Source organism: Mesorhizobium sp. M7A.F.Ca.ET.027.03.2.1 (assembly GCF_003999175.1).
Taxonomy (GTDB): Bacteria; Pseudomonadota; Alphaproteobacteria; order Rhizobiales; family Rhizobiaceae; genus Mesorhizobium.
The window spans coordinates 1-6,926 of sequence record NZ_RZOM01000214.1 but is presented as its reverse complement, the minus strand read 5'-3'; the positions used below and the strand labels follow the sequence as shown (position 1 = coordinate 6,926).

The 6,926-nt window shown below is 60.7% G+C and carries 5 protein-coding genes and 1 pseudogene; all 6 read right to left on the bottom strand.

Annotation, left to right across the window (positions count from 1 at the left end; genetic code table 11):
• Nucleotides 1–321 precede the first annotated feature (321 nt).
• Nucleotides 322–825: a hypothetical protein gene (locus tag EN750_RS12040; RefSeq protein WP_127396555.1), complete on the bottom strand. Its 504-nt coding sequence runs from the start codon at nucleotides 823–825 to the stop codon at nucleotides 322–324.
• A 293-nt stretch (nucleotides 826–1,118) separates the two neighbouring features.
• A pseudogene (locus tag EN750_RS40630) lies at nucleotides 1,119–1,217 on the bottom strand (integrase); the annotation flags it as partial.
• 241 nt (nucleotides 1,218–1,458) lie between these two features.
• Complete coding sequence (locus EN750_RS12030) at nucleotides 1,459–3,420, bottom strand: adenylate/guanylate cyclase domain-containing protein (protein ID WP_189526159.1); 1,962 nt, start codon at nucleotides 3,418–3,420, stop codon at nucleotides 1,459–1,461.
• A gap of 87 nt (nucleotides 3,421–3,507) precedes the next feature.
• A complete protein-coding gene (locus tag EN750_RS12025) occupies nucleotides 3,508–4,233 on the bottom strand; it encodes a FecR domain-containing protein (protein WP_189526157.1) in 726 nt (241 codons plus the stop codon).
• An 89-nt stretch (nucleotides 4,234–4,322) separates the two neighbouring features.
• Complete coding sequence (locus EN750_RS12020) at nucleotides 4,323–5,537, bottom strand: tetratricopeptide repeat protein (protein ID WP_189526155.1); 1,215 nt, start codon at nucleotides 5,535–5,537, stop codon at nucleotides 4,323–4,325.
• 529 nt (nucleotides 5,538–6,066) lie between these two features.
• Nucleotides 6,067–6,926, bottom strand: an 860-nt coding sequence (locus tag EN750_RS12015; RefSeq protein ID WP_145967579.1) for a magnesium transporter, incomplete at its 5' end; no start/stop codon positions are given.

The following is a 6,926-nucleotide window of genomic DNA, read 5'->3' as shown; positions in this document are numbered from 1 at the left end:
AAGTTGGTCTTGCGATAGACAAAATTGTTGTCGCTGGCGTCACCGGCGAAAAAGGATTTTGCCGTCGCGGCTAGAACAATATTGCCGGTTGCACCGACCGCGACCAGCGCCAGGCCGCCGATGACGACTCCCCTGCGTGATAAAACCATCGGCAATCCCCCATGCCTTAAGTCTGGCAGACCATAGTCGAGAATGATTTCGCCTCAAAGTGGAAAATGCTGCAGCGGGCCGGATGCGACCCGAAGCCGGACCTTCGATACGCCTCGGATTCACGGGCCGAAGCCAATCCTTGCGACCTCGAGCCTCGAACCTGCCACGCATTCAGAAGCCGTATAAAGCGATGGCGATTCCGAAGACGATGACGACCAAAATGCCGATGAAGGTCGGTGCTGTTACGATGAAAGCTGCCGGGACCAGGTATAGGTTGCGCCAAGCTAGCGTTGCCGTAACGATCGCGATGATGGGGGAGACCACGAAATAGACCGGGGTACCCCAGTCGTCACCGCCAAAGTCGAGCCCTTGCTCAGCGACCGAAGGCAGCATCGAAAACCAGCCCAGCATGATGCTGCCGGCTAACGCCAGGTTAGTGCCGCGAAGATCGCCTTGAACAGCCAGCACAAAGGCCGCCATGGCCGCAATCGTCTGGAGCCCGCCTGTCATGGCCGCTGTCCATCCGGCAATCCCGGAGCCCGGGTTTGACACGCCCATGAACACATAGGCTACCAACGACAGACCCAGATACGCCTGCAGCGCCGCCGTTAGAAAGAGAAGCGGCCATACTGCCTTTTCCGCCGCTGATTTGTCTTGCTGCTCCCCGCTTGCCATATTCTGGTCTCCAAATTCTGGGGCTGCCTCGCCTATCCTGCGGCTTGGTCGGAGCCTGTCTGAAGAAGCGGCTTTCTGCGGGGAGTTGTCACCCGGAGGAGGCGTTTTGCAACCTCACTCCCACGCGAGTCTGGTTCACAGCGCCACGGCGTCTTCAGCAACTATGTCCACATATGGGATCGCAGGAGTTCGCCTCAACGACCGAAACAAGGCGCTTAGCATACGCGGCTCCACTCCGAAATGGAGCCGCATCTGTAGGTTTCCGTAGCCTCAGCAGTTCCAGGGCATCTTCTACCGCGTCGCTCCAGCCATGCGAGAAGGCTGGAGCGTGGGTCGCTCATCAACTCGAACTGAACAGGTCGGCCGGTGTTCTGTTGGACGACCGCTGCGCGCCGGCAGACGGTTGATGAGCGTGGGGCCGCAAATAGAATGGCAGCTTTCAGGAATAGATGGACTACTTTCAGCTCCGGTATTTTGCGGCCGCCCAAATTGGCCTAATCCTGCAGGCGTGCGAGACGCCCGCCGTCAAAAACAACGGCTGCGCAGGCCGGATGCCGCCTGATGGCACCTAGGCCTCCCCAGCGGTCTTAGTTCACGATGCAGGACGGCACCACTGCGATCGGCTGAATCCGGTCAGCGTGTGCTTCGGGTTCGGGGCGCAACATCAGGCGGTGTCACTTGCTCGGATGGCGGCGAACCAACCACCGCGCCAGGGGCGCCAGATTGTTGGATCTCTACTTCGCGGCTCACACCTTGGTGAGCAGCTTGCATCTCCGGAACAGTGAAAACCGGCACCTCGCCCTTGAAACCCTGGAGCTCAAAGGCGCCCGCCTGGACGACCGGCATCGATGCTCCTGCCGCAAAGCCGGGTCCGAGCACCAGCTGGATGCCCAGCTTCTTGGTCGTGGACTCGAGACGTGCCACGCGGTTCACCGGGGAGCCGATTGCGGTGTAATCGAAGCGTCGTTCGGAGCCGAAATTGCCTACTGAGCAGATGCCGGTCTCGATGGCGACGCCGATTTCGATCGAGCGATGGCCATCCGCAGTGAAGGCGGCATCTTCGCGCTCCACCCGCTCGATCAGGGCAAGACCCGCATCGAGCGCACGCTCGCGATGATCGGGTTGATCGAGCGGCGCGTTCCAGAAGGCCAGCACCGCATCGCCCATGAACTTGTCGATGGTGCCGTCGCGCTTGAGTATCTCATCGGTCGCAATACCAAGGAAATGGTTTACTACCTTGGCGATCTCATGGGTATCGAGCTGTTCGCTCATCGTCGTGAAGCCGCGTATGTCGCTGATCAGGATTGTGATCTCGCGCTTCTCGCCAGACAGGATTGCCTCGGTGTCCGAGCTTGCGAGGCGCTGCACCACGGAGGGCGACAGAAATTGGGAGAACTGTCGCGTCAAGGTGGACCGGCGCTGCTCGCTGCGCCTGTAGAGGACATAGCCTTCGAAGCCCGCAACCATGATCGTTGCAAGCGCCGGCTGCAGCGGGTCATAGAGTGCACCCTGCATGCTGTACTCGAGAGCGCCGAACACAAACGGCGTGACGGCCAGCAGCGCCAGTGCGAGGGCGCCAAGCACGACACGCCCGGCGAGCACTCCGGACAGCCCGATGAAAACGACGGCACTGAGGAGAAACCAGAGCCGCTCGAGCATACGCGCGTGCGTTGGCTCGGCCAGGTAGCGCCCGGCAAGCATCTGGCCAACCGCATCGGCGTGGATGTCCGCTCCTGATCGTGCTGGACTCCTTGGCGTGGGCAGGTACTGCGTCAGTCCCACAGCCGACAGGTCGACAATGGCGATGGCGTCGCGCAGCCGCGGATCGCCATGGCCCGAGAGGATAGTGCTGGCAGACAGGCGGGGCGCATCGGTGGCGGTTTGCCAGAGGCGGATGCTCCCCTCCGGCTCGAGCGGCACAATGGCGCCGGCCATCCTGAGTGCGTCGAACCCGGCTGCATTCATCCGGGCTATGTACCCGTCCTGTCCAGCGTAAAGGCGCAGGAGCTCGAGTGCGAAGGACGGCCACAACTGCACGCCTTGAGCGGTGTTGCGAAGCCAGAGCAGCGGCACATGGCGCAGTACGCCGTCGGGATCAGGCAAGGTGCGAATCACGCCGAGGCCAGCGGCAGTGTTCGAGAATTCGGCAAGCGAGCCGGTCAAGCCGGTGAAGCCGGGAAGTGTATCGGGTACTTGCCCGACGATCGACCAGCCGGCTTTGGGTTCTGCTTCTGAAACTGTCGCCTCATTGCCTAGGCTGACGGCAAGCGCCGTTCGATTTTTGGCCAGCGCCGCTGCTAAGTGCTTGTCTCCGGCGATGCCTTCAGGCGAGTTGTCGGCCTCGGGGAGTACCAGCGCAAGCCCGACCACCGCCGCGCCGGATTCGGTGATGCCATCGACCAGATCGGCCAAGAGGCCACGATTCCAGGGCCATCGCCCATGTGCCTTGAGGCTGGCGTCATCTATCGAGACGATCACGACAGGATTGCTCGTCGTCTGGCGTGGGGCGAGAAACTGGTAGAAGTCGTACGTCCGCTCACGCAGACGCGACAACGGTGCGTCAAAAGCCAAATGGCAAGCGAGCAGCAGGAGCACGACCACAAGGCCGGATATTTTGCGCCTGCCAGCTTGCCGCCAATCAGCCCAGGGACTACCGACCAAGCGGCTCATCGTGGGGCCAGTCTAATCGCAGTAGTAACAGCAACGCTCACCCTCACACTCGCCCCTCCGCCCCCCGCTGCCCGCAGGTGGCATTGGGCTGTCAGGGAATTCCAAGACCACTCCTGGCAATGCGCCGTCCGTGGACCCGCAGACTTCGAGCGAGCCGCCGAGTGCCGATGCACAAATTGCGCTTACGTCCAACCCAGGACCCGGTGCCCCTGGCAGGCCGGTGCCCGCTATCCGGTCAATACTGTCCAATATCGGGAAGGTGTCGATGCCACCGTAGCCGGTCAGCAGCTTGCCATCTGCCGACGTGCAGGCGTAGCCCGGGTTTGTGATGACCAGCCGTTTGCCACTGATCGTGCAGGTCATGCGGCCGGCGCGCAATATGCCGACAGTCTGGCCGGCTGCCACCAGCACTTCGATGATGCCGCCTCTCGCCCCGAGCACCATGTGCGGCGTCGCAACCTGCATGACGCCCCCTTTAGAAACTTGGCCGCCATAAAAACGTGCCAGGCCGCTGTTCATCCCGATATCGATCTTTCCGGAACCGGAGCCCGGATTGTAGACGAATTCATCGATTGTCAGGCTGGTGTTCGGACCAATCTTGGCGCTCGATTCATCCCGGAACACCAGCATTCCAAGACCGGTGGGGTCACTGCGCAACTGGTCGCCGAGTTCGACGCCAGCACCAACGTTCATTGTCCCACCGTTGTTGCGGACGATGTTGGTCTGATAGGCTGTCATCGACCCGACTGTCTCAGCGGCGGATGGTACCGTGAAAGCAAGGCAGGCGATAAAAAGAGCGATCTGACGGTACCTCATCGAGGCCTCTTTCAATTGAGCATCAACGTATAGCTCATGAGCATTTCGAACGATTTTCGGTCGCGGTTGGCGATGGCGAAAGTGGTTTCTCGATAGGCGAGATCAACGCTGATCTTCTGGGCTTCAGTCAGCTGAAAATCGCTTTCCGAGGCAATGCGCCAGAAGTCGCTCTTAATATTTGTGCCGATGCCGACCGAGAGATCGGGAATGTCGCTGTGGCCGGCCGAGAAGGCGATCTGGTGTGACCATGCGAAAAGATCCGGTACGTTCATCAACAGGCCGCCATAGCGGACCTCGCCTGAGTAGCTGCGGCCGATTTCTCCAGATCCGGAAGCGAAGTCGTTCGAGCCGACAAAGCGCAGTCCGAGCGCCTGGCCATTACGGAAGCGGTAGCTGCCGCCTGCCTCATAGAAGACCCTGCTGTCGGCGAAAATGCCTTGCGAGGCGCTTAGATCGATGTAGCCGCCACCGGCGAAGAGCGTCGTTTCGACCGTCGGTCGAACGAGGAAACGTCCACCAAGGCCAATGCCGGTTTCCTGAATATCGCTGTCGAAACGGTCTGTAACGGTAAACGCGGAGAGCAGCAGGCGAAGCGAATCGATCCCACTATTGGGCAGCCCCTTGTCCCAGGTAATCGCTGCGTTGCCGTGGACAAAAGTCTTATCGCTACCCGGAACCGACAGGTCTTCCGTGAAAAAACGCTCTGTCGCCGTCAACGACCCTGAAAGCACCAGCGCGTCGGCACTTGGCGTGCCGAGGTCCCACCGGACAAAGCCTTCCGCCCGCCCGTAGGGCGAGACGAAGCTTTCCTCGTCCTGCGCCCCGCCCGGCGCAAAATCGGTGAATGCGCTGAATACGCCGCCGGTCAGGGCGAGTTCCCAGGTGACGCCACGCAACGCACGATCGATCCGGCCGAGGAGGCGGACAGCTTCCTGCTGCTCACCCGCGGTCAGACCGCCGACTTCGATGCCGTACTGCACCTGCCGCCGGGCCAATTCATAGGAGCCGACATGATAGTACAACCGGCTGGCGGCAAGCCGGGCGCGCGCATCGCGGGGGTATTGGATCAGATACTGCTCGATTGAGGAGATCGCCTGATCGTATTGGCCCGCGTTGACCGCAACCGTGACGAATTGGGCGAGCGTTCCATTGTCGGCCGGACTGGCGATGCGGGCCGAAAACGCATCGTCATAGGCCGTAAAAAGACCTTGTGCGCCGGCCGGCAATACCCCGCTAAAAAGCAGCGCTGCGGCGAAGCCGAAAATCGTGCGAGACGAAGATTGCATGCCGAGAACCCACCCCGACCGGACTAGTGCGAAGGAATCGCATAACTACAAGAAAAAAGGCGACTGAACTGCCACCAGATCACGCGAGCCTCAGCAGCTGTTGCAGCTGCGCAACAAGCTAACAGGCTTATTCCTATTTTTGGCTGCGCTGGTCGCAAAAACGTCTGCTTGGAGTTGCTGGACGTAATTGAAGGATTCGGCACCAGTAGCAAACAACCAGATCCTGAGTGGCGGATCGCAAACCGACGAGGTTAATATTGCTTGCGCGATTCTGCGCGTGTTCTGGTCACTGAATAGGCTTCAAGGTCATCCACGGCCTATCCAAAGGTCTTCCGGCGCGTTGCGCAAGGGGTCAGAGAGCTGCCGGAGGGTGCTTCTCACGATGCGTGCGCGATGCGGCCTGGCTCTCGCAATTCGCTGAACGCGACGAGATCAGCTTGTTGCCCCAATTTCCCAGGAACGTACCTCGCTACAGCACGAGTATGGTGGCCAGCCCCAGCATCAGGCCCATGCCTACAATATCGGTCAAGGTGGTGAGGAAGATCGCCGAAGCGACCGCCGGGTCGGCGCCGACCCGGCGCAGGCCCAACGGGATCAGCACGCCGGAGATTCCAGACATGAGGCACGATCCGGACATGGCAAGCAGGATCACAAGTGCTAACATGGGCGCTTGGGCCGCCGACTCCGGTTGCCTCGAGGCGTAGAACCACATCGCCGCAGCCGCAAGAAGGCCGACAAGCAAGCCGTTGGCGATCCCGAGCGCGCCCTCTCTCACCACCAAGTGCAGCTTCGGTCGTTTGTCCACATCCCCCAGCGCAAGGCCACGCAGCGTCATAGCCAGTGCTTGGCAGCCCGTGTTTCCGCTCTGCCCGGCCAAGACCGGGAGGAATGCCGCCAGGGTGACGATCTTCTCGATGGTTCCTGTGAACGAACTGACCACGAATGCGGCCATGAAGGCCGTCAGGAGGTTCAACTGCAGCCACGGATGACGCTTTAAGAAGGCTGAAAACAGCGGCGTGAAAGAGCGCTCCTCCTTCTGGACACCTACCATCTGGCCAGACTGAGCGGAAATCTCAATGACTTGCTGCTCGAACAAGCGCCAGCCGCGAACCTGCCCGAGCAGCCGGTTCTCCGCGTCCACCACCGGATAGACAGGGTAGTGACGCCGTACCGCTGCCTTGCAGGCGTTGCTCAAAGAGAGACCGACATGAAGAGCGAACGGCTTGGGCAGCATGATCTGGTCGACAATGGCGTCCGGTTCGCTCAGCATCAGATCGCGCAGGACCACCAGGCCAACCAGTTTATTGCCCTCGTCCGTGACGTAGAGAT